We start from the raw sequence: 24,555 nt of genomic DNA, 5'->3' as shown, positions 1-24,555 counted from the left end.
CTGCCGAGATGTCCGACTAAGCTGCGCGTTGCTTTGTTCGGTTGCGGACGGTTCCGCGACGGGATGCGATATCCGCTCGCTATTGTCCGATGATCCGAGCATGGCTCCCTGGGCACAATGGCTCGCGGACTTGAGCTGGCGTGCCAATGCCGAATTCTGCGTACGCTTGCGGCCGATGCGACACCAAAACCGTCTTCTGGCTGCCCTATCCGAGGCGGATGGCGCGCTGCTCGGACCGCATCTCGAGGCGATCGACCTCCCATTGGGCCATGTGCTGGTCGAACCGGCGGCCGAGATCCCGTACGCGATCTTCATCGACACCGGCCTGTGTTCCATGGTTTCGACGCTCGACCAGGGCGGGCGCATCGAGGTCGGGCTGGTGGGCCGCGACGGCATGGCGACGCCGGCGCTGCTGCTGGGGACGGACACGATCCCGTACCAACTTTTCATGCAGGTTGCCGGTCACGGGCATCGGATCGCGGTGCCGGCGCTGCGCGACGCGGTGAAAGCCAGCGCTTCGCTGCGCACTCTTTTTCTGCGCTACGTCCAGACCTTCCTGGTTCAGGTGGCCCAGACCGCCATCGCCAACGCAGGGGCGCCTGCCGAGGAAAGGCTCGCGCGGTGGCTGCTGATGTATCACGACCGTCAGGACGGCGACGACCTGTCCGTGACGCACGAGTTCCTGTCGATCATGCTGGGTGTGCGTCGCCCGACCGTCACGGTGGCGATCCACACGCTGGAGGGGGCCGGCCTGATCCGGGCTCGGCGCGGCCGGATCCGGGTCCTGAGCCGTGCCCGCCTGGAGGAGGCCGCCGGCCAGACCTACGGGCCGGCCGAAACCGAATACGAGCGCCTGATCGGCCCGTTGCGGCGGTCTGAGGATTCGCCGGCGTAAGGCACCTCTGCGCCGACGAGGCCGGTTCATCGGTGATCCCGACCGTATCCGAACGCCAGGTCCGTGGCGTGCCGACGCGCCGGTCACATCCCCACCGGCGAGAGGCCGGCCGGGTATCGGTGCCGATGCGCCGCGTCCCGCCGCGCAGGCGGTGGCCCTCTGTCAGGGACACGCGGCCCTGTCCGCACCGCGATCGCCGTCTCTGCCCCGCAATCCGCGTCGGGCCGGCGTGGACCGGGCCGGGCAGGCGCCAGCCTCAGACCGGTCCATGCCCCTCGAACCTCCAGGCGCGCTTGCACGGGACGCCGCCAGGGCCGGCTGTCCCGCCCAGCGGAAGGGCCGCGATTCGGCGATCGTCACCAGGCCTGTCGCGCGGCGGCGGCAGTGCCGGGCGAAACCGGGCAGGCCCCGCTCCGCCTCAGGGCTGACCGGCCGGCCGTCGGAGAGGACGGCGCGGTGCAGGCGACGCGGGCCCGGAAGCCCGCCCGGTGGCATGCTCTTCCGCGTTGACCCGCCCGCACGCCGGATCGGCTTGGATGTCGACGGGCGCGACCCGGCTCTACCAGCCGCAGTTCGGGACCGGCGGCTGGGCCTTGGCCATCGCCGACTTCTCGATCGGCACCATCGCGCCCCAGGCGTACTTCTGGGCGTGGGGCGTGACGTTGGCGAAGAGGCAGCCGAGCTGGAAGTGCGTCGCGCCCATCTCGCCCGAGAAGCCCATGCAGTCCAGGAACGTCCAGGTCTTGGGCACCGGGGTCATGGAGCGCCAGCGCGGCATCGCCACAGGCGAGCAGACCTTGACCGCCCCGGTGCCGTCATCGGCGTTGAGCGCATCGCCCGGGCTCTGCGCCGCGCCGGGCCGGACGCCCGGGCCGAGCAGCAGGGCCGCCGCGACGAGTGTCCGGCGGGTGATCAGGGCAAATCGGCTCATCGGGTCAGCGCATCGTCCACCACAGGGCCGCGAGGATCGCGAAGCCGAGGACGTTGTAGAGGATTGCCCAGATCCAGACACCCAGCACGGCGCGGCTCGGCTGGCGGGGTCTCGGCCGGCCGGGGCGCAAGCGATGGCGGTCTTCCGGCGTCGGCCAGATCGCTGCTCTGGGCGCCTTGAGGAGCCGCGTCAGCGCCTCCGGGAGATGCGGGCCGGGCGGTCCCTCGCCGGTCATGACGGTCTCGGATGCGGCGGGGGGCCTGTGCGGGGCAAAGCGGCACGCAGACGGACATGGGCGCAGGCCCTGCGGCCCTCAAGACCCACGCGCCGCATCCCGCATCCGCCGCGCCCGGCTCACAGCACCGTGCCGGGCGCCTGCGGGTCGTACCGGTAGGCCCAGGTTTCGGAGAGCAGCCGGTCTCCGGACTTAATCTGGAGACGCATCTCCACGGGATCCGGGCCCTCGGCATAGACCTTGAAGAAGACCCGCCAGGGGCTCGGCTTGCCGTAGGGCGCCCAGGTGGCGCCGACCTCCTCGGCGCTGCCGCGCGACAGGGTCAACGCCACCGTGGCCGTCTCGGGATTGAGGCCCGACAGGGCCGCACCCGCGAATTCCAGCACGAATTGCCGCACGAGATTGGCGCGGCCCGGGCGCCGGTCCCCGTCCGCGAGCCACGCGGCCTTGGTGGCCCGTGTGGCGACGCAGCGGGCGAGATCGGTGGCGACCGGTTCCTCCACGGTCCAGCGCAGCCGGTAGGCGAAGCTGCGGTCGGATCCGGCCTGAGGCGGGTCGTCCGGCACCCAGAGGGCGACGATGTTGTCGTCGGTTTCCTGATGGGTCGGGATCTCCACGAGCTGGACGCTGCCCCGGCCCCAGTCGCCCTGCGGCTCGACCCAGATGTCGGGCCTGTTCTCCTCGAAGCCGTCGTCGATGTAGTTCTCGTACGCGCGGTCGCGCTGGAGCAGGCCGAAGCCCTTCGGAGCGCGGTCCGCGAAGGCGCTGACGCTGAGGCGGTGCGGGTTGTTGAGCGGCCGCCAGATCAGCTCGCCGGCCCCGGTCTGCATCAGCAGACCGTCGGAATCATGCACCTCGGGCCGCCAGTCGCTCGCGAGGAAGCGGCTCATGCCCTCCGAGTACCAGAGCATCGAGGTCAGGGGCGCCATGCCGAACCGCTCCACCGACTTGCGCATGTAGACCGTGCAGGCGACGTCGATGACGACGTGCGGCTCCTTCCGGGCGACGAAGCGGTAGGCGCCCGTCAAGCTCGGACCTTCGAGGAGTGCCAGCACGGTCACGGCGCCGTCCGCGGCCGGGCTCACGTAGAAGCGCGTGAAGACCGGGAATTCCTCGGTTCTGCCCGGTGCCGGCGCGGTGTCGATGGCGATGCCCCGGGCCGAGGCGCCGTACTGCGCGCCGTCTCCGGCGGCGCGGAAGTAGGAGGCCCCCAGAAAGGCCAGCCAATCGCCGTCGTCGCCGGGCTGTCCGGCGGGCGCCTTCTGGAAGCGGAACCCCGCGAAGCCCGCCCCGTCCGGGACGTCCTTGGCCGGGTTGCCGGCCGGATAGGTGAACAGGTCGTGGGCGTAGAGCACCTCGCGCGCCTTTCCGCCCTCCAGGGCATAGACCTTCACGGGGTGGCGGAAGAAGTTGCCGAGGTGGAAGAACATCACCGGGTACGGGCTCTCGGCGAACAGCGCGTGGCCCGGCGGGTAGCGGATCTCCTGGAGCGGTCCGTAGGTCAGGGCGTCGAGGGCGGCCGAGGCCGGGGCTTCGGGCGGCGGCGCATAGGGCCGGTCCCGCAGCGTCCGGGCGAGAGCGTTCAGCCGGTCGAGATCCATGGGTTCCGGCGGCGCGAGGCGCGGCCCCCCGGAGGCGGCCCTGGCGAGGCCGGGGAACGGCGCGAGAGCGAGGAGCCCGATGGCAGTCAGGACGCGGCGCGTGATCAAGCTGGGACCCCCGGATTCGGCCGGGCCTCGCGACCCGCGCCGCCCTCTAGCCACGCGGGCGCCACGGCGCAATTTCCCGGGCTGCAGCTCAGCTCCGCGGGCCGCAGCTGCCGGTGCTGCCGTCGGTGGCCCAGAGATTGGCGCCGCCCCCCGGCGGGCATTGGCCCGGCAGCGCCAGGGTGATCAGCTTGGCGAAGGCGCTGGCCTCGTCCTCGCCGTAGCCGATCTCGCCGACCATGCGGCCGGACTTGTCGAACAGCGCCACGGTGGCGGAATGCTCCATCGTGTAGTCGCCGTCCTTGGTCGGCACGCGCTTGTAGGCGACGTGATAGGCGTCGGCCATGCGGGCGACCTGCTCGGGCGTGCCGACGAAGCCGCGGATGCGCGGATCGAAGGAGGCGAGATAGTCCCGCAGGGTGTCGGGCGTGTCGCGCTGCGGGTCCAGGGTGACGAAGACGACGTTGAGGCGATCCGCATCGCGGCCCATCCGGCCGAGGGCGGTCGACAGGGTGGCGAGCGTCGTCGGGCAGACATCCGGGCAGTGGGTGAAGCCGAAGAACAGGACGGCCGGTTTGCCGCGGAGGTCGGCCTCGGTCACCGGGCGGCCCTTGAGATCCGCCATCGTGAACGGGCCGCCCACCTTTCGGGGATGGCTGAACCGCGAGCCCTGCTGCAGGACGATCGCCCCGGTTCCGGTGGCGACCACAGCGACGAGGGCGGCGGAGGCGATGAGTGCGAGGGGGCTCGGTGCCATGCTGTGACCTGCGACGGCGCGTCGATGCTGCCCATATGGGGTTCGTGTCGACCGGCGTGAGGCCGCGGCGCGCCGTGCCGCGCCAGTCTTACGTCCGGGCCGAGCCGGTTGGCCAGGCTCCGGTCGGCCACCCGGAGCGGCGCGAGGCCGCGCGTCGCAGGGGCCGGAGCGCCGCCCCGAAACCTGTCCGTCCCGCGGACCACCCGCTCGGGCCAGCCGACGGGAGGCCGCGACGCTCGGACGGCCAACTGCCCTTACGAGGCCTGCGCCAGAGGCTGAAGCGGGAGCGCGGATTGCGCGGTGGCGAGGATCTCGTCCATCTCGGATTTCGGCATGGCGTGACCGAACAGGTAGCCCTGGCCGAATTGGCAGCCCTGGTCGGACAGCCAGTCGAAACTCGCGTCCGTCTCGATCCCCTCGGCGGTGGTGGAGAGGCCGAGGCTCGCCCCGAGCTTGATGATGGCATCGACCAGCTTGGCCCGCTCGTCGCTCATCGTGATCGCGTCGACGTAGCTGCGGTCGATCTTCAGCTTGTCGAACTTCAATTCACGCAGGTGGTACAGGCTCGAATAGCCGGTGCCGAAATCGTCCAGCGCGATGCGCACCCCGAGCTCACGCAGCGACAGCAGGGTCATCCGGGTCGCTTCCAGGTCCTGGATCAGGGCGCTCTCGGTGATCTCGACCTCGAGGCGCTGCGGTGGGAAGCCGGTCTCGGTCAGGATCCCCAGGATCCGCTGGGCGAGCCACGCGTCCTGGAACTGCTGCGGAGCGATGTTGACCGCCAGGATCAGGTGCGGCGGCCAAGCCCGGGCATCCAGGCAGGCGCGACGGATTAGGTTGTAGCTGAGATCGCCGATCATCCCGGTCTCCTCCGCCACCGGGATGAACTCGCTGGGGGCGACCAGTCCGCGCGTCGGATGGCGCCAGCGCGCCAGCACCTCGACGCCGACGATCTCCCGCTCGGGCAAGGACACCACCGGCTGGTAGAAGGGTTCGATCGCCCCGGTCTCGATGGCGCTGCGGAGTTCCGTCTCCATGCGGGCCCGGGCGCGCAGCTCCGCGTCCATGGCGCTGCGGAAGAACCGGAATTTGCCGCGCCCGTCCTTCTTGCCCTGGTACATCGCGAGGTCGGCCGCATGCAGCACCGCGTCGGCATCCCCATGGTCGGCCGATACCGCGGCGACCCCGACCGTCGCGCCGACCTTGAGGTCGTTCTGGTTCCACGTCACCGGCTCGGCGATCCGCACGATGACAGTCTGGGCGAGGCGCCTCAGCCCCTCGCTCTCGTAGCGCAGCGGGACCAGCATGGCGAATTCGTCGCCGCCCAGCCGAGCCGCGAGGCCGCCCGGCGGGACGAGCTGCTGGAGACGCTCGGCCACGGCGCACAGGACGGCGTTGCCCGCAGCATGGCCGTAGAGATCGTTGACCGGCTTGAACCGGTCGAGATCGATCAGCAGCACCGCCGAATCCCCGGTAGCCGAGGCATGCGCGCGCTCCACGGCATCGATGAAGCGGCGACGGTTCGCGAGGCCCGTCAGCCCGTCATGTCGAGCGATCGCTTCGGCCTGCGCGGCGGCGGCGGCGCGTTCGAGCATCAGCCGGCGGAGGATGATCGACTTGCGGATGCTGGCGCCGCATTGGGCGACGCCCATGCAGGCGGCCAGCAACAGGAGGTCGGTGAGGTTGTAGGCGGCAACGAGACCGTTGAGGTAGTCGAACGTCCCGAGGGTGACGCCGACGAACCAGATCCCGACGCCGATGACGAGCAGGCACAGGGTCTCGTAAAGCTCGCCGCGACCCCACGTGGTCGGCGTCTCGATCGGCATGTTCTGGACCCGGTTCCCGAAACGATCTTGAAGCATGCTGTCCGCTAAGGCGGCGTAAATGTCATGTCCAATGTGGTCGGCTATTTACATCGTTGCGCGCGAAGGTCTTGGTTTAATTTGAATTAAGGCGCGCATCTCTATCGCGCCTGTCAAATCATGCCGTCGGCAGGGTCGCCGCCATCTCTGGATCCCGCTGGCGGCCCGAACGGCGATCGTCCGTACGTTTCGCCGGTTCGGGGTGTCGGACCGGCGCCCTCACTCCCGGGCCGCGGCTTCCGCGCGCTGCGCACTCGCGCGGCTCTCCTGAAGGGCGGCGGCCGCCTTGACGATCGACAGGATGCCGCTGCGGGTCGTCTCGTCGGGGATGCTGGTGAAGGCCAGGACCAGTTCGAGCACCTTCGGATCATCGAACAGGGCCGCAGGTCCGGCCTTATCCCGTCCGCTCTCCTGCAGATCGGCGAAGAAGGTGTCCACCGGCACCTTCAGCAGGTCGGCGATGGCCTGGAGACGGCCGGCACCGATGCGGTTGCGGCCCTTCTCGTACTTCTGAACCTGCTGGAAGCTGACGCCGATCGCTTGGCCGAGATTCGTCTGGCTCAGCCCCTGCGCCACCCGGAGCGCCGCGATGCGTCCGCCGATCGTGCGGTCGGCGTCGGTGGCGGATTTGGGCTTCGGGGAGGATGACATGGATGAGAGCTTTCGGCGTGGTGGATTGATCGCGAGTTAACTCGCCGTGGCGGCGAAAAACACAACCGAGAAATGCTTAGTGCACCAACAAGTTGCGCGTGCCAAGTCTGCGTGGGACGCATACCTTGGCCATTGGCCGGGCGCGGCTGGGCCATTCGTCGCGCGCACGCCGCGTTGTCGGCTCCGATGAATAGCGGTTCAGATCAGCCTCGAAACGCTATCGACCGAGACTCTGAGTCTATTCGGGCGACGATTTAGCGGAAATCGGAAGCGATGAAGAGTACTGAGGTGTTGAATTGCGTAGGACCGGGCTGATCAGGCGCGGAAACTGCCGGCGACGTAGCCGGGATGGTGCCGACCGTGCCGTCTCAGGACTTTAATGGTGCGGCAGGAGGATCATGAGCCCGCTGAAGCCGCGCTCAAGGACCGTGCCGGTGTCGGTATTTTCCCTATGTGGCGGGGTGAACACTTTAAATTTGAGATAAAGAAATCTATGAAATGATGTATTCATTGACCGACCCCAGCGGTAGGTTCGCCGTCCATTCACAGCGCCCGCGTCGATGACCGACTCTCTGACCACCCTCTCGGAGACTGCCGATTCCGTCCTCCGGGCCGATGCGATGGCCGAGATCTCGGCACTGCGCGCCCATATCCGGCGAATCCTGCGCAAGCTCGCTGCGGCCAAGTCGACGCGGCGGATCGGCTGAGTGCGTCCCGGGTGCCCGCCTGGGCGCCGGCGCGTGCGCCCTGCGACCCTCTGCCTCAACCCTGCAGGCGGGGCGCGGAGGTTGACCGGAGCGGGGATGTCGCGTCGCGACCCTCATGGCTCGCGGCCCGTTGAAACCGGGCCGTCCCACCCGTGACGAGGATTCGGTCGTGCGGCTCGGCGGGCACCGGGGTAAACAATCCTCGGTTGAGCAGATGTTTAAGCGTCCGTTTACCCTGCGGCTCGAGAGTTCCGAACTCAGTCGGAGCTTAATGAGCAGCCATGCTTGATGTCGCCTTCTGGTGGTGCGTAGCCGTGGCGATGACCGGATCGGTCGGCCTGGTCGGCATTGCCCTCGTCGCCGGACGCACGGTCCGATCGCAGCCGCGCGGCGTTCCGCTCTCCCGGAGCGAGCCGCTCGTCCTGCGTCACTTCGGTCGGGCTTGATGGAGGGAGCCTGCGGGCACGGCGGCCGCTACAGAAGGTCCGCGACCGGCTGAGCGTCGCAGAAGAAAAATGGTCGGAGTGGCCGGACTTGAACCGACGACCCCCTGTCCCGCAGTTTGGCCGTGCCCGTTGAAAATCCACACCAATTTTGCCAACGGCCGGAATTGAAGCGTACTGAAAATGCAGCGCTTTCTGGCCCCGCTGCAAACGAATCGCATGGTTGTGAGACCGGACGACGAGCGTTCCCGATGCGGTGAGATTTGCCCGAGGTGAGTGATGCTGCGTTGAAGGGAATGCGGCGCTGAACCTAAGCTGCTACGGTGTAAGACACTCGCCTGAAGGCAGCTTGCGACCCATGCCAGTCGCTCAGAGCGTTGTCGCGAGCGCTCGAGAGCGGACATGGGCTGCGCGAAGCTTCTTGCTCAGCGTGCATCCTTCGATATCGCTCTCAGCTCGCGTACCGCACTTTCGATCTGTGCCTCAGCCAGCGACGAATAGCCGAACACCAGCATGTCGTCCCGTGCCTCGGGATCGAAGTCGTAGGCGGCCCCGCTGGACAGGGCGTAGACGCCGATGCCTCGCTCGCGTGCCGTGACCTGGATCCTCCTGGCCGGCGGGAAGCCTTTCGGTAGTCGCCAGACCAGGTGCAGGCCGCTCTCAGCGCCTAGAATGACTGGGTCCTCGAACGTCTCCCACAGTGCCCGGACGAGGCAGTCGCGCCGCGATTTGTAGACCTGTCTCAGCCGGCGCAGGTGCCGGTCGAAGTGCCCCTCGTCGATGAAGGTGGCCAGCGCGGCTTGCTCGAGCCATGCTTGGCCGTTGGTCATCTGGGCCTTCAGCATCCGCGCCTCGTCCCAGAACATGCGCGGCACCGTGGCGTAACCGATGCGCAGGCCCGCCCCTACCGACTTGGAGAAGGTGCCGACGTAGAAGACGCGCCGTCCCCCATCGAGGCCGGCCAGGGCGGTCAGCGGCGGGCCGTCGTACCGGAAGTCGCTGTCGTAATCGTCCTCGACGATATAGCTGTCGGTCTCCTCGGCCCAGCGCAGCAGCTCCAGCCGCCGGGTCACCGGCATGAGCGCGCCGGTGGGTGTCAGGCGACACGGCAAACTGACCCCCTGACGCCATGAGGATCTGACCCCCTCGATGAGCGAGGAGGTCGAGATGATCAGGAACGAGGCTCAGGCTCTGACGCGGATGGACGATCCGTGGAGGGCCGAGATGAAGACGCCGGACGACGTGTCGGCGATGATGCGGCTGCAGGCGCTCGGCTGGGGCGCGAAGCGGATCGCAGCCGAGCTTGGCTGTTCGAAGAACACGGTGAAGCAGTGGCTGCGACGGGGGGATTGGCGCCCCTGCGCGACGCCCTCGCGCTCGAAGCAGCTCGACGGCTTGGCGGACTGGCTGGTCGAACGCTTCCGGCAGCATGCGGGCAACGCCGACGTCGTGCGCCAGGATCTGGCGACCGAGAAGGGCATCCACGTCAGCCTGCGCACGGTGGAGCGGGCGGTCGCGCCGTTGCGGCGGGATCTGGTGATCGCCGCGCGGGCGAGCGTGCGGTTCGAGACGCGGCCGGGCGAGCAGATGCAAATCGACTTTGGCGAACGGCGCGTCGAGATCGGCGGCGTGCCGACTCGGGTCTCCCTGTTCGTAGCGACGCTCGGCTACTCGCGCCGCCTGCACGTGCGTGCCTTCGGCCACGAACGGCAGGAGGACTGGTTCGCCGGGCTGGAGAGCGCTTTCCGGGCTTTCGGCGGCGTGCCACACGAGGTGTTGCTCGACAACGCTCGCGCCCTGGTCTTGCACCACGACCCTGTGAGCCGCGAGGTCGTCCTGCACCCGCGCCTGCACGCCTTCTCCCGCCACTGGGGCTTCCGGGTGCGGGCCTGCGCCCCGTACCGGGCGCGCACGAAGGGCAAGGACGAGCGCGGCGTCGGCTACGTCAAGAACAATGCCGTGGCCGGCCGCCGCTTCGCGAGCTTCGCAGCCCTGGAGGCGCATCTCGATGCCTGGACGCGGGACGTCGCCGACCGGCGCGTGCACGGCACGACCGGCGAGGCGCCGGGCGAGCGGTTCGCCCGCGACGAGGCTCGGGCGCTACGGCCGCTCGCGGGCGTGCCGCCGTTTTCCGCCGCGCGCGATCTCGTGCGCCGGGTCGGAGCGGACTGCGCGGTTGCGGTCGACGGCAACGCTTACTCGGTACCCTGGCGGCTGATCGGTGAGCGGGTGCGGGTCACCGTGAGCGGAGCGGTGGTGCGCGTCCACCACGGCGGACGGGAGGTCGCCGCGCATGCCGAACTGAAGGGACGTCACGGCCGTGCGGTCGACGACGCTCATCTGGCCGGGCTCGTGGGTAGCCGTGAGCGACCGGCTCATCGGCGCGACCCGCCTCCTCTCGTGGCGACGCCGGAACTGCTGCGTCCGCTCGCCGAGTACGAGGCTGTCGCCGGGGGAGGCTTCTGATGAGCGAGGAACACGATCACCTCACCGTACTGCTCGACCGCCTGAAGCTGACGGCCATGCGTGACCAACTCGACAGCCTGATCGACGAGGCCGGCCGGGGCGAACTGACGATCCGCGAGGCGCTGACGCTGTTCTGCGAGCGGGAGATCGCCCGGCGCGATCAGCGGCGCATCGACATGGCCTTCGGGCTGGCCCGCTTCCCGTTCGTGCGCGACCTGACCGGCTTCGACTTCGGCGCACAGCCCTCGTTGGACAAGGCGCAGATCCGCGAGATCGCCACCGGCCGCTTCATCGCCAACGGTGAGGCGGTGCTGCTCCTCGGACCACCCGGGGTGGGCAAGACGCATCTGGCGGTGGCGATCGGGCGTGCGGCGATCGTGGCCGGCTACGGCGTGTTGTTCACCCCAGCCACGACGCTCGTGGCGCAGTTGGCCAAGGCGCACGCCGAGGGGCGGCTGGAGGAGCGGCTGACGCACTATGCCAAGCCGAAGCTGCTGATCATCGATGAGCTCGGCTACCTGCCGTTCGAGCCGGATGCCGCGCACCTGTTCTTCCAGCTCGTCAGTCGCCGCTACGAGCGCGGCGCGATGCTGGTGACCTCGAACCGGGCGGTGGGCGAGTGGGGCAGCGTGTTCGGGGACGCGGTGGTGGCCACCGCCATCCTCGACCGGCTGCTGCACCATAGCCACGTCGTCACCATCCGCGGTGACAGCTACCGCCTGCGCGAGAAGCGTCGCAGCGGACTTCTACAGAGGGCCGCTATCGTCCCCAACCCCACGCCCGTCTAGGCGAGGAAACCGGCATGGGGGTCAGATCCTCGTGACGCGAAGGGGTCAGTTCCGGTTGTCGCTTGAAAGTGGGGAACTGGTGCGAGGGCGTGACGTACAACAGGCTGCCCCGATCCATGGGCAGAAGGTCCGTGCGCAGCCCGTCGCCGTCGACCGGGACCGGATGGATGGCCATGCCGGCGCTCCTGAAGATCAGGGAAGCCCCGAGGTAGCAGGGATTCTCGATGCAGAGCTGCCGGGTGTGGGACCTGAGCAGGTTGAACACCAGGTTGAGGGCGTCCTGTCCGCCCGTGGTCACGATGATCTGGTCCTCCGTCACCGCGACGGCGCGGGCGCGTCTCAGGTGCGTGGCGATGGCTGCGCGGAGTTCCGGGAGGCCGGCCGGGTCGCAATAGTCGGTCAGGTATGCGGTCTCGTGCGACAGGAGACGGTTCACGATCCGCCGCCAGATGCGGAGGGGAAACCCCGCGGGGTCCGAGCGTCCGACCCAGAAGTCGAGCTCCGGCCGGTCGCCGCCGCCGCCCGGCGAGCCGGCAAAGCAGAGCAAGGGCTCGCCGACCACGTCCGGGACCGGCCCATTGATCAAGGCTTGGCCGCCACGTTGGATCAGCAGGAGGCTGTCCGGCGGGATCGGCTCCACGAACAAGCCGGCCGTGCCGCGCGCCTTGACGTAGCCCTCGGCCGCAAGCCGCTCGTAGGCCGTGATCACGGTGTTGCGAGAGATGCCCAGGCGCTCGGCCAGCAGGCGGCTCGGCGGCAGCGCCATGCCGGCCTTCAGCCTCCCCTCCAGGATGATCTCCCGGACCTGGTCGAAAACCTGGACCTGCAAGGATTTGGCGGAGGCCGCGTCCAGCGTGAGCGTCAGTTCCACCGTCACCCCATCATCGTCGGCGACCCATCTGGAAGCCCAGCCGGTACCAGCGTCCACCGATTAGGAGCTGCCCAGTGAGGCGCGACAAAACGGTTGGTACCATCGGTCGCGTCTGTTTTGGCCCTTTTGCCTGACCAAAATTTGGAATTGTTTGCAGTTTTAGTGCATCCCGAGAACAGGTCGGGCCCGCTATCCGGAACGCCAAGAAGGCCGGACGCCCGACTGCGGAGGAACCATGAACGAGATCGTCAAGCCGGACTCCCTGATCGTCGCTGAGGCCGAGAGCCTGACCGAGACCTTCTTCGGGGGCTGCCCGCACGATTGCCCCGACACCTGCTCGATGCTGTTCGACGTCAAGGACGGCCAGCTACAGGGCGTGCGCGGCAACCCGGACCACCCGATGACCCGGGGCGGCCTCTGCGTGAAGCTGAAGGATTACGAGAAGCGCCACTACCACCCGGACCGGTTACTCTACCCGATGAAGCGCGTCGGCCCGAAGGGGTCGAAGCAGTTCGAGCGGATCACTTGGGACGAGGCGCTGGACACCATCGTGTCGCGCTGGAAGGCGATCATCGACCAGCACGGCCCGCAGGCCATCGCGCCCTACAGCTACCTCGGCAACCAGGGACTCGTGCACGGGCTGAACGGTGGCGACGCCTTCTTCAACCGCATGGGCGCCACCGTGATGGAGCGCACCTTCTGCGGCGAGGGTTCGTGCACCGCGTGGCTGCTCACCGTCGGCCCGACCGCCGGCCTCGACCCGGACAGCTACATCCACTCCAAGTACATCGTGATCTGGGCCTGCAACTCGGTCAGCACGAACCTCCACCACTGGGCGATCGTGAAGGACGCGCAGAAGAAGGGCGCCAAGGTCGTGGTGATCGACGCCTACGCGTCCCGCACCGCCAAGGCCGCCGACTGGCACATCGCGCCGAAGCCCGGCACCGACGGCGCCCTCGCCATGGCGCTGATCAACTCGATCATCGCGCAGGGCCTCGTCGATCAGGACTACGTCGACAACCACACCGTCGGCTTCGACGAACTGAAGGAGCGGGCCAGCACCCGCACGCCGGAATGGGCCGCGGAGATCACCGGCGTGCCGGCCGACGACATCCGCAAGCTCGCCTACGAGATGGCGACCGAGCAGCCGGTCGGCATCCGCATGGGCGTGGCGCTGGAGCGACACTACGGAGGCGGCCAGACCATCCGGGCGGTGACCTGCATCCCGGCGCTCACCGGTGCGTGGCGCCATGTCGGCGGCGGCGTCACGCAGTTCGGCGTCTGGGAGCACCCCTACAAGTTCGACGTGATGTGCCGGCCCGACCTGATCCCGGAGGGCACGCGCGTCGTCTCGAACCTCCAGATCGGCCGCGCGCTCACCGGTGAGATGAAGCTCGACCCGCCGATCATGTCGATGATGTGCTGGAACTCGAACCCCGTCACGCAGGCGCCCGAGACCGACAAGATCGTCGAGGGGCTGATGCGCGAGGACCTGTTCATGGTCTCGGCCGAGCACTTCATCTCGGACACGGCCTCCTACGCCGACATCCTGCTGCCCGCCACCATGGGCGCCGAGATGGAGGACATGATCCTCTCCTGGGGCCACCTCTACCTGACCTACAACACCAAGTGCGCCGAGGCGCCGGGTGAGGCGATCCCCAACAACGAGATCTTCCGGCAGCTCGCCGCCCGGCTCGGCTTCGAGGAGGAGAACTTCAAGTGGAGCGATGCTGAGTGCCTTGAGCACTACGTCGACTGGTCATCCCCGGCCTGCGAGGGCATCGACCTCGCCTACATGCGCGAGCACGGCTTCGCCCGGCTGAAGGTCGGCACGCCGGACGACCGCGCCCCGCACCGGGAGGGCAACTTCCCGACGCCGACCGGCAAGTGCATGCTCAAGGTCGAGGGCGCCACGAACTTCGTCGCCCCGCCGTTCCGGCAGATGTACGAGGGCTTCCAGCCCGGCGAGGCGCTCGACCCGCTGCCGGACTACCTCGGCCCGCGCGAGTCCCACACGAACGACCCGGAACTGGCCAAGCGTTTCCCGCTCAACATCGTCTCGCCGAAGAGCCACTACTTCCTGAACTCCTGCTACGCCAACATGGAGGACAAGCAGAAGGGCCAGGGCGAGCAGTTCGTGATGATCAGCCAAGCCGATGCCGATGCCCGCGGCATCCGGGACGGCGACCGGGTGAGGGTCGGCAACGACCGCGGCGCCTTCAAGGGCGTGGCCCGCATCACCGACGACGTGAAGGCCGGGATCGTGGTGGCGACGCTGGGCTACTGGCGCCAGCTCAACGAGGGGACGGTGAACAGCATCTCGTCGGGCGCCTTCACCGACATGGGCCACGCGCCCTCGTTCTCCGACAACCTCGTCGAGGTGTCGCGGGCGAACTAGCCGAACGGTCATCCGCGTCGGCTCTCCCAGAGGGTACTTGCGCGGATGGCATCCGCTACATGCGGCGCTTCCGGCAATGAAAGGGCGATCCAGGCATGGGCGACATCACGACGGTAGCAAGGGCCTTCTTCGACGCCTGCGAGACGGGCGGGGGCTGGGAGGCATGCGAGCGATACTGTGCTCCCGATGCGACCTTCTCGGCCCAGGCCGATGCCCTGGCCGGCGTAACCTCACTGCGGGACTACACGGAGTGGATGAAGGGGCTCCTGACCTTCATTCCTGATGGTCGGTACGAGGTGCGATCCTTCGCGACCGACGCGGAGCGCCGGAACGTGGCGGCCTACGGAGTCTTCCACGGGACCCACACTGGCGAGGGCGGCCCCTGTCCGCCCACGGGGAAGTCCACGTCGACCGACTACGTGTATGTCATGCAGTTCGAGGGGGACCGCATCGTCGGATTGACAAAGATCTGGAATGACGCCCGGGCCGTGAGAGAACTCGGCTGGGCTTAACCCCCGCAGCGGCGAGCCTCGTCTTCAACGAGCATCGTGACGAGGCTGCTCGATCTACGCACTAACGCTACGTCGAGGAACGGCAGCTTTCCGTGCTGCCGATACCATAGGCGGAACGGCCGGAAACCACCCCAACCGGCCCGCCCACACCCGACCCGATGCGGTCACTCACCTGCCTAGGACGACAGCCCAAAGGTGGACGCGACCGACTGAAAGTCCTGCCTTTGCGCCCGCCGGAAATCACGCGGGCTCAGACCGTAGCGATCCTTGAAGCGGCGGGCGAAATGGGCCTGGCTGGCGAAGCCGCAGCCATAGGCCAGCATGCCGATCGACAGGTGGGCGCAGGCCGGGTCGGACAGCCGCTTGGCGGCCATCGCCAAGCGGCGCTCCCAGATGTAGTCTGAAATGTGCCGGCCGCGCTCGTGGAACAGCTCCTGCAGCCGACGCAGAGAAAGGCCCATCGCGGCGGCGAGCTGTGGCGGGTCCAAACTCGGATCGCCGAGATGGGCCTCGACATGGGCCTTGGCGCGCTGGACCGTGACGTTGCCGTGAATGGAGCGGGGCACCTCCTGCGCCATCCGTTCGGCGAGGCTCGCCACGATCAGGTCGACGCCGATCGACGCCATGCGCGCGGCCGCGTCTGGGGTTAGGCGATCGCTCACCCGGACCAGCTCCCGAATGTATGAGCCTGCCAGGGTCGTCGAGGCCAGGTCTGCTCCGGCCGTGAGCGCGATGAACAGCCGCGACGGACCCATCTGGGCCTCGAGGTGGTGGCGCGGCAATTCGATGACCAGGGAGTCGCCGGTCTCCGCATCGAGTACGGATGCGCTCGAGTCGAGCATGACGAGGTCGCCCGGCCGAGTCCTCGCCTCTCGATCGCTCTGCTGGACGGTATCTCGTCCGGAGAGCTTCAGGAGCGCGAAAAGCCGATCGGGGTTCCCGTGGCGTCGCGCTGCGGCGGCCGTGACCTTGGTCCGCACAGTTGTGTGCGAGAAATGGGAGACCGGCACCTCACCGATACGCGTCACTTCCAGGCGCCCCTGAAATGGGAGACCGTCCGGAGTCTCGATCTCGGCGGGCACGAGCCGCTCGTTGACCAGCTCTCGCCATTGGCGGACCGCGTTTCTGGGATGAAGCCCATCTGTCGAGAAAAACGGTTGCATCACCGGCCCCGGCACACCCCTCGCCCTTCCGTGGCGAAGTTCGCGGATTCGAATGGCGATTATATACAATCTGTCAATTTTCGACTGGGTTCTTGGTGACGGGCTCTGACACAACACCCGCGCTCAAGTCCTGCTGCTCGGAAGCAGACCGTCCGAAATCCACGCTCCGCGGCCGTTCCCGTGGCGACCAATGTTGGCCGTCACGCAGTTCGCCCGGGCCCTCCCAAAAGCGGGCAAATGGCAAACGCCCGTTAACGTCGGCTTGGAGTGGGCAGCGTCTTTCAGCCCTTCAGCCGGAAACGGATCCCAAAAATCTCAAGCAGCGCTTGGCCTGACCCGAGGGCAGTCCGATTACGGGAGGGAGCCCCGCGATTGCGAGCACATCGAGTTGTCCTAATTCAAAAAATTTGCCCGGAAAGCGAAGCTGTTGGCATTTATAGTTATTTAGTTAGACATGGGGCCACGATAGGAGCAGAATTAGGTTCCGAGGCAAATATTTTTCCGCATATGATTTGGCGGAGATGTCTATGAACGGGCCAAGCAAGGCAGAAAACGAAATGCAAAAATTTATACTAAGGAAGAATATTCATAACTACAAGGATATTCTTTCATCAAAAATCGGGAGGTATGCCAGTGTTGGCGAAAAACAACGAGCCTATATTTGCAGTATCTTAAGTGACGCCGAGAAAGAACTTGAAGATTTGTCGAAAAATCTGAAGCCTATCGACGCAAGCTCTGACATAAAATGAATTCATCCATCTCTGCGCAGATGCAGAGAGCAACTTGCGTTTTTCAATTTCGCCAATTGAAATCATTTGAGTTCAGATGGCAATCTGGAATACGGCGCAGTAAACCTTTTGAGGTCCTGCGTGTGGTCAAGAGCGGGCAATCGGCACATCGGCATTCGCGTCGATGCGTTGAACACTTGGAAGCAGATTGTCTCGAAGCCACTCGAGGCGGTCGCCGCGACTTCAGGTAATATTGCAGGCGTAGGCCACGAAGGCGTACGGTCAGGAAGGCCGAGAGCTGGGCTTAGCAGATGCCGGGTGCGGCGGCGCTGAAGATGGTGGCCGACGACGAGACGGGCGAGCTCGAGGGCGTCACGATCCTCGGCCAGTGGGGCGAGATCCCCGACGATTTCGCCGAGAGCCTGCAGGGCGGCCGACAGTCGGCGCAACGACGAGAGCAGGCCGCCCGCCGGCCCGGCGGTCAGCGTCTTGCTGGCCCGGGTCACAAGCTTCGAGAAGGCGAGCGCGGCGGCCGACGCCTGGGGCTCTGACGCAAAGGCGCGATCCAACTTCGGTATTGCTCGACCAGTCATGGCAGCTTGGCCATAAGGCCAATCCGTTGGATGCTACCCCTGTCGGCGGACTGCGCCGATGGCCTGAGCAGGAGCGACATGGCAGAGCGGTATTACTTCCGCCTGAGGGGGCCGAGCGAGGTCGTCGAGGATACTGAGGGTGTCCTGGCAACCTCGATCGACGTTGCCGTAGCCGAGGCAACGCAGATCATCGCCGAGATGCAGATGCGGAGCGAGCTGCCTGATCCTGACGAATGCTGGCGCATTGAGATCCACAACGCTGATGGCGTCGTGCTACGCTCGCTTCAGCTGTACTGAATGCCGGCTTTCGGCCGGGAGATTTTGCGCAAGATCTGGCGGATGTGCGCGCGCAGCATCAGGGCCTCGTCTGTCGAGCCGACATCCGGAGGGACTGCTGACACTGCCGGGATATCCACGGCCTCGTACCGCATCAACTCCTCCGTCTACCGCGAGAGCAGTCCCTAGCAGCTGATTCCCAACAATGCATCTATAATTTGATTGCTTTCGCGCGATCAAATTGGGGAATATTTACGTAGGCTATCTAATCGGGGGGGCTAAAACGACCGTGAAACAGAGTTTTGAGCTCTGCTCCCACCCCCCGGACAATCGGCGACCCAAAAATATTATCGCGCCCACTCGTCTCGGATCAAATTGCAACATAACATATGTTTGTCCGAATCGCTGGAGGCGCAGAATTGCAGCGGGGGGGCGTCTGGTCTCATGGGCAGGATGACGCCGAATTCGACGCCATGTTGAAGTGGATCGCGGATCCTCAGACGGCGGAACGATCCCCTTATTGATCAAATATATAGAAGTTGATCTTCGCGCTCATCACATGGCGACCATTAGAATCATACGCCTTCGCAGTGTACTCGTTTACGCCATTTTCTTCTCCTTCATCGCGCAAGATCTCAATGAGCACAGCGCGCATCAGGCCACGCAGAGCGTTGAGATCGGGCAATTCTGTGCCCTCGTTATCAATTGCCTCAATGCTATTTTTTGTGTTTATAAAATAGCGTGGCATAGAATGTTCCGCGAGCCGCGCGAGAAGGGAGAAGCCGTAGAGTACGTTCGCTAATGAAAACTACTCCCTATGGCCAAAGCTACTTTGATCCGCCTCAAACGAGTCCTTTAGCGAGCGCGAAGGCTCATGCGGCCATATGGGCCAGCGGGGCAATCGCCCAAAAGAGAGCTCCGCCGCGCGGGGCCGGCGAGCTGGAGCGCATCCGAGGGAGACGGCCGGGCCTGCGGATGCCGGGCACGAAAAAGCCGCTGAGGCTGCGTCGCTGAAACGATGAAAGGCGCCCCGGCAGAAGAAGGAATCTCGAGGAACTTGAGCGAGGGAGCGATGTCTTCGGAGTTAGCTCGGCCCCGCCCCGATCTGCTCACGGGGCGGGGGAGCGTCCGATCTCACCAGCGTGTGAGCCGAGCCGATACGCAACGCGGCTCGGGCAGACGATGGACGGAAGCGGTTACCGCGGCGTGCCTGCGCCGAGGGATCGGGCGTCCCGCGGTGGGATCCGATCGGAAACGGCCCAGGCGGGCGAGCCGCGCGCACCGATACTCACCAAGCCTTAACCAACCGGCGGCACGTGACGGGCTCGGTTTCCGAGGAGACGCCGATGCCGAAGCGCCTGACCATCACCATGCCGCACGATCTCGGAGCCGCGGAGGTCCGGCGCCGCATCGATCTGCACATGGACTGGGCCCTCCGACGCCTCGAGGCCGAGAAGATCCAGGTCGAGGCCGAGGACTGGTTCGGCAATCGCCGCGCGTTCGCCGGTCGAGGCTACGGCCAGAAGGCAAGCGTTGCGATCCAGGTGGCTGATGATGCGCTGCAGATCGAAGCGCTGGTGCCCTGGATGGCTGGCATGTTCGCGCCGGTCATCGAAGCGGTGGGCCGGCACTACGCCGAGCGATTGCTGTCGCACGAAGGCGCATCCTGACGCGCAGAAACCCGCACCGGCGAAGCTGGCTGAATCACCCGGACAGGCAAGGGCGCGAGCTTGCTCACCGCCCCGCAAGCCCGACCTTCGCCAGCACGATCCCCCCGAAGGCCAGCAGCGCCGCCGAGACCAGCCCCCAGCCGATCTTGCGCAGGTCCCGCACCTGCCCGGCGATTTCGGCCAACCCCTTGGCGGCCTCCGCCTTCGCGCCGTCTACCGCCTTGTCGATCCGCCGCTCGATCTCGTCGCGCGCCACGAAGTGCTCGATGTCCCGCCGGTAGGCGACACCCTCCAGCTTCTCGTCCATCCGGTCGAGCTTGCCCCCGAGCGCATCCATCTGGCGGCCGGTGGCCTCCACGCGCTCGATCAGGCGCCCGATCCATTCGGGCAGATGGTCGGCCATGGCTCCGGTCCTTCGCTCGCCGCGGCCCGGCCGCGTTGACCGAATCCGGGGCGGTGTCTCGTCCGTCATCGGGGCGCGCCCGCGGCCGCGAGGCTCAGCCCTTCGGCCCGACCACCTGCGGGACGATCTTGTCCACCGAGCGGGCGAGCATGTAGGCGCCGATCCCGACGGTCAGCAGCGACCACAGCTCCGCCGGCACGCCCTTGAGCGCCGCCACAACCTCGACCTGCAGGCCGAGCATCGGCGCCACCACGCCCACCCAGGTGATCATCGCCAGCGCCCACAGCACGGTGATCGGCCGGGCGTTGCGGGCGAGCGGGCTCTCGGACCCCGCATCGGCCTTCATCACCTCGGCCATGGCCCGGCCGAGATCGTCCTGCTGCTCGATCAGGGCCTTCTGCAGCTCCAGCTGCACCTGGAGCCGCTGCCCTTCGTCGGGCAGCACCTTCTGGAGGATCGGACCGAGCGCGCCGAGCAGCGCCGGCAGGAGGGCGAGGAACCCCATGGTCAGGCCCCCTTCTGCATGTTGCGGCGGACGGCCTCGCGCAGGCGCGGCCACCACGCGGTCGATGGCGGGGCCGGGGCGGCCGGCGGCGTTGGGGCGGCGCACGCCGCCTGGAGGCAGGCGAGGAAGACGGCGTGATAGCCCGCGATCCGCGCGCCGTTCCGCGCGCCGTCGCCGTTGACGATGGCCCGCGCGCCCTCCGGATCGTCGGTGCCGCCGTCGAAGTAGCGCGCGAGGGCATGGCCGGGGCGGAACAGGCCGTCGCGCGCGCCGACGATCAGGATCGCCGCGCTCGTCTCCGGCACGAGCGCCAGGTCCGGATCGCCGACGAGGTCGAGGCCGAGCCACCGGCCGAACCGCCGGTAATTGTCGAGCCAGGTGAGCTGGCTGGCGCCGCGGCCGTAATAGACCCGGCCGTCCACCGGCACGCCGTAGGGATGCCCGCGCCCGAGACCGTCCTCGCGGATCGACAGGTTCAGCCGGCATTCGTGCCAGGCGGTGGCCAGGGTGTAGGCGACGTGGCGGAGATCGCCGGGCCAGCCCAGGCGCTCCCAGGCGTCGAGGAGGCCGGTCAGCCCGTCGACCTCGGTCTGCGCGAGGGTGGCGCCGAGCAACCCCGTCGCGCGCAGCCGCGCGAAGAAGGTCGCCCGCACGAGGGGAGCGGTCATGTCGGCCTCACGAGGGTTCGGGTGGAGAGGGTGCGGCTACGCCACGGCGAGGCTGACGCCCGCCTTGTTCGCGGCCTTGAGGGCGGTGGCGTCGGTGCGGCCCTGCGCCCCGGAGAAGCCGACCGCGATGCCGGCGCCGAAGGACAGGCCGAGGGCGCCGAAGGGCACGACGAGCGTGCCGCCGGGGGGCACCATCGCCTCCCAGGCCGCCGCATCCGTGCCCAGGCCCGGCGGCGCGGCGATGTCGAACAGCTTCACCCAGACCGGGGCCGTGTCGCCGTTCCAGGCCGTGAGCGTGAGCACGCGGCCGGGGGCGCCCTTGACGAGCTGGCCGGCCGCCGCCGCGGACGCGGCGTAGGCGGTGCGGGCGATCGCCCCGCCCTCGCCCGGGGCCTGCGCCACCAGCGCCACCGGGATCGGCGTGCCGGCCGCGACGCCCTGGACCGAGACCACGTCGGGGCTCGCGCGTCCGGCGGTGCCGAACGCCGGCTGCCGGGCCGCGATCGCCGCCCCCGTCGGCAGGACGGCGGTGCCGTCGTCGTAGAGGACGAGCAGCGTGTCCGACGCCGCCATCTCGGTGGTGTCGACCGCCAGCGTCAGCACGGCGCCGTCGAGGGCGGTGTAGCCGCAGCCCGGCTTGCCGGCGGCGTAGAGGAGCGCCGACCGGCTGAGGTCGATCACGGCGAGCAACGCCCGCACGTCGAAGCCGGCCACGCCCGAGAAGTCGAGGGTGCGCTGCGCGGGCGCGAAGGCGACGCCGCCGAACAGGGGTCTCTTCATCGGGGCCTCAACCGAACAGGAGCGCGTCGACGAAGGCCTGCGCGTCCGCCGCGCGCAGGGTCTCGCCGGCGCTGGCGTCGAGCGCGTCCGACAGCAGGCGCAGCGTGTTGCGGCTGCCGTCGACCCCGTCGCGGATCGCGGCGAGCGCCTCGGTCACGGTGCCGGTCGAGAACGGCAGCACCACCTCGACCGTGTAGGGGATCACCGACTCGATCACCCGCCCGGCGAAGCGCTGGGCGAGGTCGGCTTCACGGATCGTCTCCACGGTCATCGGCTCAGTCCAGCAGTTCGAGGGTGCCGAGCAGGACGGTGCGGCCGGTGCCGTCGCCCTCCAGGAGCCGCACGACCACCGGCATCACGGCCAGGGGCGGCGCCGCGGCAAGGTCGGCCGGTGCCAGCGGGAACCGAATGACGCCGTCGGCATCCGTCGCGAGGCCGCCGCTGGCCTCCGTGGTCAGCGCGCGCAGATGGCCGGGCAGGCCGACGCTCCAGGCGATCGACTGCTCGCCCGCGGGCAGCGGGACGATCTGCCCGGACGCGACGTCGAGGCCGCGCAGGATCAGGCCGAGCGGCGCTGCGTCGGCCCGCGCCATCCGCCACGCGTAGGTGAGCGGCGCCGGGCTCACGGGGCGCTGCCGGCCGGGACCGCGGTGGCGTAGGCCCTCGGGGGCCGACGGCGTCGCGGCGGCGCGCTCGGCCTCCAGGGCGTCGATCCGCGCCTGCGCCTCGGCGAGCAGCCGGTCGCGCCGCTCCAGGGCGCAGGCGAGGGCGAAGTTCTGCGCGGTCAGGGTGCCGAGATGCAGCGCGACGTGCTGCTCGGCCGTCTCGATCAGCTGGGCCATGGCGAATCTCCGGTTACGGATTGCGGAGCGGTCAGTTCGGGACGCGCAGGGCCCGGTAGCCGGCGCCGGCGCTGTCGGGGGCGCCGTAGGTGACCGGCCGGGCGCCGCTGCCGTCGGCGTTGATCTTGAACAGGCCGGCGGCGGCCTGGAGCGCGACCGACCCGGCCGTGTCGACGACGTTGACGCCGCTGCCCCGATGGGGCGCCAGCACGAGGTCGCCCAGGGGACTGAGCTGGATCAGGCCGGCGCGGCCGGCGCCGCCCGGGCCGATCGCCCGGAGGTTGATCGGCTGGGATCCGGCATTCGGGGTCCTGGCGGTGGCACCGATGTCCAGGGCGACCTGGGCGGCGCCGTCGTTGGTGACGAGCACGGTCTTCCAGGGGATCCCCGGTTGATGCCGATCTGATCGACCTCGATCACGGTGCAGATCGCCAGGCCGTTGGTGTCGCTGTCGCCGATGAAGTACAGGCCGCGCACCGGCACGTTGACGTCCGACCCGTCCTTCTGCCTCCGGATGTTGAAGTCCAGTTCGATCCCGTAGGCGATCACGTTGGTGTAGCCCCACGGATCGACGTGGTGCGCGCAGTTCGACACCAGGGTGTTCGCGCCCCAGATCGACGCGGCGCCCGGAGCCTGACCGTTCGCGCCGGCGAAGGCCCCGCCGAACAGGCCGACGCCGCCCTGCCCGCGCTCCTCGAGGGAATCACCGAGAACATGACGAAGCTCGCCGCCCTCGACGACGAGAAGCCCGCTCGCGCCTGTTGAGGAATCGGCCGAACCCGCAGATGGGGTCGACAACCAAGGTAGTGGCACATCCACGTGTTGTGTATGATGCAGCCTGTGAGGCCCGCGGGCCGGAATCCCGCGAGCCTCGGTTGACCGGGCTAGGTCACAGGACCGTCGCGGCGATGGCCACCTTGATGGACCATCCTGCGGCGGTCTTCTCAACGTGGACGGTAATCACCGGGTAGGGGATCATCGCGTCTCCTCTGGCTTGCCTTCATCGCAATGCGGGGCCGGCACTCCCCGCAAGCCTCGATCTGAGCCGCCGCTGTCTGCCAGCGCCCGTCGATGAGGGAATCTACCCTGCCGTCGGTCTCACGCCAACAAGTGGTGTTCGGCGGGCTTGTTCGCCGCTAGATGTTGTGCCGGCACGCGAAACCCTGTGGATATCGTCCCGGCTTGGGATAAGTGCCCTTCCGATATTCGAAATTTCGTTCGGTAAAATTTTAGATTCACAACCTTCAGCCGGTCGGCCCCGAAACGTCCTCAACTGGGTCCTGAAACCGTGGGCCGGGCGTTGCCCGAGAGCGACATTTCCGTCAGCGCGCTGGTGTTTCGGCAGCGTCCAGACTGCGCGCATCTTCACGTGTTGGATGTTCTCGACGGTGATGACGTGGATGTTCACGTCGCAGATCGACGACTTCGAGTTTGTGGCCCTCGAGGACCGAATCGGGCCCGCTGTCGCAGTCCCGGTAGTTGTCTCGCCTGTCCACCGTTGGCGTCGAGGGTCGACGAAGCCCGTGCTGGTCTCGACGGCCCCGTCAGGTCCGTCCCTGGCCAGGGTTATGGTCCCAGGGGCCTATCGGTCCGCCAGTAAGCCACAACGCTGCCGCCAGTAAGCCACGCAGGCCACCCGCTGAGAGATTCGGTGTTTGGGCTGATTCGCGCCGTCTGCCCGCCATCCGCGGACACGCGATGCCGG

Annotated in this window: 28 protein-coding genes; 10 read left to right on the top strand and 18 right to left on the bottom strand. The window is 67.7% G+C overall.

All coding sequences use genetic code 11. The annotated features are described in order from the left end of the window. Window positions 1-175: 175 nt before the first annotated feature. A complete protein-coding gene (locus tag ABC766_RS27655; protein WP_043353123.1) occupies window positions 176-895 on the top strand; it encodes a Crp/Fnr family transcriptional regulator in 720 nt (239 codons plus the stop codon). Between the two features lie 559 nt (window positions 896-1,454). Here ABC766_RS27655 and ABC766_RS27650 read toward each other — a convergent pair. From ABC766_RS27650 to ABC766_RS27625, 6 genes are all read right to left on the bottom strand, one after another. Beyond that, on the bottom strand, window positions 1,455-1,826 hold the full coding sequence (locus ABC766_RS27650) for a hypothetical protein (RefSeq protein WP_043353125.1): 372 nt from the start codon (window positions 1,824-1,826) through the stop codon (window positions 1,455-1,457). A gap of 4 nt (window positions 1,827-1,830) precedes the next feature. Next, entirely contained in the window at window positions 1,831-2,061 is a 231-nt protein-coding gene (locus ABC766_RS27645) for a hypothetical protein (protein WP_043353127.1), read from the bottom strand. A gap of 119 nt (window positions 2,062-2,180) precedes the next feature. Then, a complete protein-coding gene (locus tag ABC766_RS27640; protein ID WP_345819976.1) occupies window positions 2,181-3,770 on the bottom strand; it encodes a glucan biosynthesis protein in 1,590 nt (529 codons plus the stop codon). Window positions 3,771-3,858: 88 nt separating this feature from the next. Beyond that, window positions 3,859-4,524, bottom strand: coding sequence for an SCO family protein (locus ABC766_RS27635; protein WP_345819975.1), 666 nt, complete (start codon window positions 4,522-4,524; stop codon window positions 3,859-3,861). Window positions 4,525-4,778: 254 nt separating this feature from the next. Further along, window positions 4,779-6,350, bottom strand: a complete 1,572-nt coding sequence (locus ABC766_RS27630) for a putative bifunctional diguanylate cyclase/phosphodiesterase (RefSeq protein WP_345822848.1) — start codon at window positions 6,348-6,350, stop codon at window positions 4,779-4,781. 255 nt (window positions 6,351-6,605) lie between these two features. Further along, a complete protein-coding gene (locus tag ABC766_RS27625) occupies window positions 6,606-7,037 on the bottom strand; it encodes a helix-turn-helix domain-containing protein (protein ID WP_043353136.1) in 432 nt (143 codons plus the stop codon). Between the two features lie 560 nt (window positions 7,038-7,597). Here ABC766_RS27625 and ABC766_RS27620 point away from each other — a divergent pair. Continuing rightward, window positions 7,598-7,744, top strand: coding sequence for a hypothetical protein (locus tag ABC766_RS27620; protein ID WP_158498454.1), 147 nt, complete (start codon window positions 7,598-7,600; stop codon window positions 7,742-7,744). 868 nt (window positions 7,745-8,612) lie between these two features. Here the strand turns inward: ABC766_RS27620 and ABC766_RS27615 are convergent. Then, window positions 8,613-9,299: a PLP-dependent aminotransferase family protein gene (locus ABC766_RS27615; RefSeq protein WP_345819974.1), complete on the bottom strand. Its 687-nt coding sequence runs from the start codon at window positions 9,297-9,299 to the stop codon at window positions 8,613-8,615. Between the two features lie 55 nt (window positions 9,300-9,354). Between ABC766_RS27615 and istA the strand changes: the two genes are divergently transcribed. Together istA and istB are read left to right on the top strand one after the other, a co-directional pair. After that, window positions 9,355-10,653 carry an IS21 family transposase gene (istA, locus tag ABC766_RS27610; RefSeq protein ID WP_427902312.1) on the top strand — a complete coding sequence of 433 codons (1,299 nt, stop codon included), beginning with the start codon at window positions 9,355-9,357 and terminating at the stop codon, window positions 10,651-10,653. Continuing rightward, window positions 10,653-11,441: an IS21-like element helper ATPase IstB gene (istB, locus tag ABC766_RS27605; RefSeq protein ID WP_127991182.1), complete on the top strand. Its 789-nt coding sequence runs from the start codon at window positions 10,653-10,655 to the stop codon at window positions 11,439-11,441. The genes istA and istB overlap by 1 nt, the downstream gene beginning before the upstream one ends. On the opposite strand, the gene ABC766_RS27600 is transcribed toward istB, so the two are convergent. Beyond that, window positions 11,413-12,318 (bottom strand): PLP-dependent aminotransferase family protein, encoded by a 906-nt coding sequence (locus ABC766_RS27600; protein ID WP_345819973.1) that lies wholly within the window; start codon window positions 12,316-12,318, stop codon window positions 11,413-11,415. The genes istB and ABC766_RS27600 overlap by 29 nt on opposite strands. Before the next feature lie 229 nt (window positions 12,319-12,547). Between ABC766_RS27600 and ABC766_RS27595 the strand changes: the two genes are divergently transcribed. Both ABC766_RS27595 and ABC766_RS27590 read left to right on the top strand, forming a co-directional pair. Beyond that, complete coding sequence (locus ABC766_RS27595) at window positions 12,548-14,710, top strand: molybdopterin oxidoreductase family protein (protein WP_342144066.1); 2,163 nt, start codon at window positions 12,548-12,550, stop codon at window positions 14,708-14,710. 95 nt (window positions 14,711-14,805) lie between these two features. Then, window positions 14,806-15,222: an ester cyclase gene (locus ABC766_RS27590; protein ID WP_342144065.1), complete on the top strand. Its 417-nt coding sequence runs from the start codon at window positions 14,806-14,808 to the stop codon at window positions 15,220-15,222. Between the two features lie 176 nt (window positions 15,223-15,398). Here the strand turns inward: ABC766_RS27590 and ABC766_RS27585 are convergent, their stop codons facing one another. Next, window positions 15,399-16,385, bottom strand: a complete 987-nt coding sequence (locus ABC766_RS27585; protein ID WP_345822847.1) for a helix-turn-helix domain-containing protein — start codon at window positions 16,383-16,385, stop codon at window positions 15,399-15,401. A 1,039-nt stretch (window positions 16,386-17,424) separates the two neighbouring features. Between ABC766_RS27585 and ABC766_RS27580 the strand changes: the two genes are divergently transcribed. After that, window positions 17,425-17,664 carry a hypothetical protein gene (locus tag ABC766_RS27580; protein WP_342141504.1) on the top strand — a complete coding sequence of 80 codons (240 nt, stop codon included), beginning with the start codon at window positions 17,425-17,427 and terminating at the stop codon, window positions 17,662-17,664. A 120-nt stretch (window positions 17,665-17,784) separates the two neighbouring features. Beyond that, complete coding sequence (locus ABC766_RS27575) at window positions 17,785-18,003, top strand: DUF6894 family protein (RefSeq protein WP_342141503.1); 219 nt, start codon at window positions 17,785-17,787, stop codon at window positions 18,001-18,003. On the opposite strand, the gene ABC766_RS27570 is transcribed toward ABC766_RS27575, so the two are convergent. Continuing rightward, complete coding sequence (locus ABC766_RS27570) at window positions 17,991-18,137, bottom strand: hypothetical protein (RefSeq protein WP_342141502.1); 147 nt, start codon at window positions 18,135-18,137, stop codon at window positions 17,991-17,993. The genes ABC766_RS27575 and ABC766_RS27570 overlap by 13 nt on opposite strands. Window positions 18,138-18,499: 362 nt before the next feature. Continuing rightward, a complete protein-coding gene (locus tag ABC766_RS27565; protein WP_345819972.1) occupies window positions 18,500-18,730 on the bottom strand; it encodes a DUF6894 family protein in 231 nt (76 codons plus the stop codon). A 598-nt stretch (window positions 18,731-19,328) separates the two neighbouring features. On the opposite strand from ABC766_RS27565, the gene ABC766_RS27560 reads away from it, so the two are divergent. Next, the gene (locus tag ABC766_RS27560) at window positions 19,329-19,652 is read left to right on the top strand and encodes a polyhydroxyalkanoic acid system family protein (protein WP_345819971.1); all 324 of its coding nucleotides are present in this window, start codon (window positions 19,329-19,331) and stop codon (window positions 19,650-19,652) included. 64 nt (window positions 19,653-19,716) lie between these two features. On the opposite strand, the gene ABC766_RS27555 is transcribed toward ABC766_RS27560, so the two are convergent. From ABC766_RS27555 to ABC766_RS27525, 7 genes are all read right to left on the bottom strand, one after another. Next, a complete protein-coding gene (locus ABC766_RS27555; protein ID WP_345819970.1) occupies window positions 19,717-20,055 on the bottom strand; it encodes a hypothetical protein in 339 nt (112 codons plus the stop codon). Window positions 20,056-20,149: 94 nt separating this feature from the next. After that, window positions 20,150-20,560, bottom strand: coding sequence for a 3TM-type holin (locus ABC766_RS27550; protein WP_345819969.1), 411 nt, complete (start codon window positions 20,558-20,560; stop codon window positions 20,150-20,152). A 2-nt stretch (window positions 20,561-20,562) separates the two neighbouring features. Then, window positions 20,563-21,228 carry a glycoside hydrolase family 19 protein gene (locus ABC766_RS27545; protein ID WP_345819968.1) on the bottom strand — a complete coding sequence of 222 codons (666 nt, stop codon included), beginning with the start codon at window positions 21,226-21,228 and terminating at the stop codon, window positions 20,563-20,565. 36 nt (window positions 21,229-21,264) lie between these two features. Then, the gene (locus ABC766_RS27540; RefSeq protein ID WP_345819967.1) at window positions 21,265-22,008 is read right to left on the bottom strand and encodes a hypothetical protein; all 744 of its coding nucleotides are present in this window, start codon (window positions 22,006-22,008) and stop codon (window positions 21,265-21,267) included. A gap of 7 nt (window positions 22,009-22,015) precedes the next feature. Further along, window positions 22,016-22,279, bottom strand: coding sequence for a hypothetical protein (locus ABC766_RS27535; RefSeq protein ID WP_182592385.1), 264 nt, complete (start codon window positions 22,277-22,279; stop codon window positions 22,016-22,018). 4 nt (window positions 22,280-22,283) lie between these two features. Next, window positions 22,284-22,850, bottom strand: coding sequence for a hypothetical protein (locus ABC766_RS27530; protein ID WP_342141496.1), 567 nt, complete (start codon window positions 22,848-22,850; stop codon window positions 22,284-22,286). A gap of 31 nt (window positions 22,851-22,881) precedes the next feature. Further along, window positions 22,882-23,220: a hypothetical protein gene (locus ABC766_RS27525; RefSeq protein ID WP_345819966.1), complete on the bottom strand. Its 339-nt coding sequence runs from the start codon at window positions 23,218-23,220 to the stop codon at window positions 22,882-22,884. A gap of 206 nt (window positions 23,221-23,426) precedes the next feature. On the opposite strand from ABC766_RS27525, the gene ABC766_RS27520 reads away from it, so the two are divergent. Next, window positions 23,427-23,615, top strand: a complete 189-nt coding sequence (locus tag ABC766_RS27520) for a hypothetical protein (protein ID WP_345819965.1) — start codon at window positions 23,427-23,429, stop codon at window positions 23,613-23,615. The last annotated feature ends 940 nt before the right edge of the window (window positions 23,616-24,555 follow it).

This window comes from Methylobacterium fujisawaense (assembly GCF_039619325.1).
GTDB classification, from domain to species: Bacteria; Pseudomonadota; Alphaproteobacteria; order Rhizobiales; family Beijerinckiaceae; genus Methylobacterium; species Methylobacterium fujisawaense.
Note: the sequence above shows the minus strand (reverse complement) of the source record. Positions and strands in the feature narration are given on the sequence as shown.

Coding starts and splice junctions, on each gene's coding strand:
- ABC766_RS27650 (WP_043353125.1), bottom strand. CDS start 1,826: ATGAGCCGATTTGCCCTGATCACCCGCCGGACACTCGTCGCGGCGGCC.
- ABC766_RS27535 (WP_182592385.1), bottom strand. CDS start 22,279: ATGACCGTGGAGACGATCCGTGAAGCCGACCTCGCCCAGCGCTTCGCC.
- ABC766_RS27645 (WP_043353127.1), bottom strand. CDS start 2,061: ATGACCGGCGAGGGACCGCCCGGCCCGCATCTCCCGGAGGCGCTGACG.
- ABC766_RS27555 (WP_345819970.1), bottom strand. CDS start 20,055: ATGGCCGACCATCTGCCCGAATGGATCGGGCGCCTGATCGAGCGCGTG.
- ABC766_RS27580 (WP_342141504.1), top strand. CDS start 17,425: ATGCCGGGTGCGGCGGCGCTGAAGATGGTGGCCGACGACGAGACGGGC.
- ABC766_RS27565 (WP_345819972.1), bottom strand. CDS start 18,730: ATGCCACGCTATTTTATAAACACAAAAAATAGCATTGAGGCAATTGAT.
- ABC766_RS27635 (WP_345819975.1), bottom strand. CDS start 4,524: ATGGCACCGAGCCCCCTCGCACTCATCGCCTCCGCCGCCCTCGTCGCT.
- ABC766_RS27550 (WP_345819969.1), bottom strand. CDS start 20,560: ATGGGGTTCCTCGCCCTCCTGCCGGCGCTGCTCGGCGCGCTCGGTCCG.
- ABC766_RS27585 (WP_345822847.1), bottom strand. CDS start 16,385: ATGCAACCGTTTTTCTCGACAGATGGGCTTCATCCCAGAAACGCGGTC.
- ABC766_RS27575 (WP_342141503.1), top strand. CDS start 17,785: ATGGCAGAGCGGTATTACTTCCGCCTGAGGGGGCCGAGCGAGGTCGTC.
- ABC766_RS27530 (WP_342141496.1), bottom strand. CDS start 22,850: ATGGCCCAGCTGATCGAGACGGCCGAGCAGCACGTCGCGCTGCATCTC.
- ABC766_RS27655 (WP_043353123.1), top strand. CDS start 176: ATGCGACACCAAAACCGTCTTCTGGCTGCCCTATCCGAGGCGGATGGC.
- ABC766_RS27545 (WP_345819968.1), bottom strand. CDS start 21,228: ATGACCGCTCCCCTCGTGCGGGCGACCTTCTTCGCGCGGCTGCGCGCG.
- istA (WP_427902312.1), top strand. CDS start 9,355: ATGATCAGGAACGAGGCTCAGGCTCTGACGCGGATGGACGATCCGTGG.
- ABC766_RS27625 (WP_043353136.1), bottom strand. CDS start 7,037: ATGTCATCCTCCCCGAAGCCCAAATCCGCCACCGACGCCGACCGCACG.
- ABC766_RS27620 (WP_158498454.1), top strand. CDS start 7,598: ATGACCGACTCTCTGACCACCCTCTCGGAGACTGCCGATTCCGTCCTC.
- ABC766_RS27590 (WP_342144065.1), top strand. CDS start 14,806: ATGGGCGACATCACGACGGTAGCAAGGGCCTTCTTCGACGCCTGCGAG.
- ABC766_RS27560 (WP_345819971.1), top strand. CDS start 19,329: ATGCCGAAGCGCCTGACCATCACCATGCCGCACGATCTCGGAGCCGCG.
- ABC766_RS27540 (WP_345819967.1), bottom strand. CDS start 22,008: ATGAAGAGACCCCTGTTCGGCGGCGTCGCCTTCGCGCCCGCGCAGCGC.
- ABC766_RS27570 (WP_342141502.1), bottom strand. CDS start 18,137: ATGCGGTACGAGGCCGTGGATATCCCGGCAGTGTCAGCAGTCCCTCCG.
- ABC766_RS27630 (WP_345822848.1), bottom strand. CDS start 6,350: ATGCCGATCGAGACGCCGACCACGTGGGGTCGCGGCGAGCTTTACGAG.
- ABC766_RS27595 (WP_342144066.1), top strand. CDS start 12,548: ATGAACGAGATCGTCAAGCCGGACTCCCTGATCGTCGCTGAGGCCGAG.
- istB (WP_127991182.1), top strand. CDS start 10,653: ATGAGCGAGGAACACGATCACCTCACCGTACTGCTCGACCGCCTGAAG.